The organism is Oleiphilus sp. HI0125 (genome assembly GCF_001635355.1).
In genome coordinates this window covers 1-1108 of record NZ_LWGF01001406.1, presented here as the reverse complement: position 1 = coordinate 1108, position 1108 = coordinate 1, and the positions used below count along the sequence as shown (strand labels likewise).

General features: G+C 47.4%; 1 protein-coding gene. It reads right to left on the bottom strand.

Features of this window, described 5'->3' with window-relative positions; genetic code table 11:
• Positions 1–1108, bottom strand: a 1108-nt coding sequence (locus A3762_RS23950; RefSeq protein WP_156493713.1) for an acetate--CoA ligase, incomplete at both ends; no start/stop codon positions are given.

Here is a 1108-nt window from a genome sequence, read left to right as displayed (position 1 = left end):
ATCAGACAAATCAGCATCTGCCATCATCGAAACATAGACGTAGATGCCCTGCCCCTTGATGTCATGCGGAAAACCAACAACCGCCGCTTCAGCAACAGCGCTATGAGCAACAAGCGCGCTCTCTATCTCGGCTGTTCCCATGCGGTGTCCAGAGACATTCAATACATCATCGACTCGACCAGTAATCCAGTAGTACCCATCTGCATCACGTCTAGCTCCATCACCCGTAAAATACATTCCTTCATACGTCGAAAAATAGGTTTGAATAAAGCGCTCATGATCACCGTAGACGGTGCGCATTTGACCAGGCCAACTATCCATTAAGACTAAATTCCCTTCACATTCGCCTTCTAGAATATTGCCTTCGTTATCGACAATCGCAGGTTTCACACCAAACAATGGACGCGTTGCTGAGCCTGGCTTCAAAGTCGTCGCTCCCGGAATAGCGGAGATCAATACGCCGCCGGTTTCCGTTTGCCACCACGTATCAACAATAGGACAACGTTTTTCTCCGACTACTTCGTAGTACCATTCCCAAGCTTCTGGATTAATTGGCTCGCCCACCGAGCCTAAAAGACGAATGCTATCTCGGTTGTAGGATTGAACTTTATCATCACCAGCAGCCATCAACGCACGAATTGCGGTCGGCGCGGTATAAAATACGTTCACCTGATGTTTTTCAACAACCTGCCAGAACCTAGAAGCATCAGGATAATTTGGCACGCCTTCAAACAACACTGTTGTCGCACCATTACACAATGGACCGTACAAAATATAGCTATGCCCAGTAATCCATCCGAAATCCGCGGTACACCAGAAAACTTCGCCCTCGCGATAATCAAATACTTTCTCATGCGTAAAGGATGCGTAAGTAAGATAACCACCAGTAGTATGCAAAACGCCCTTAGGCTTGCCAGTTGAACCAAAGGTATACAGCATAAACAAGGGATCTTCAGCGCTCATCGGTTCAGCGTCACAATAAGCACCCTGACGCTCCATCAACTCATGCATCCATACATCACGACCTTCAACAAATGACACATCGCCACCGGTACGCTGAAGCATAACGACATTCTTCACATGCCCGATATTCCCTACTTCAAAAGCC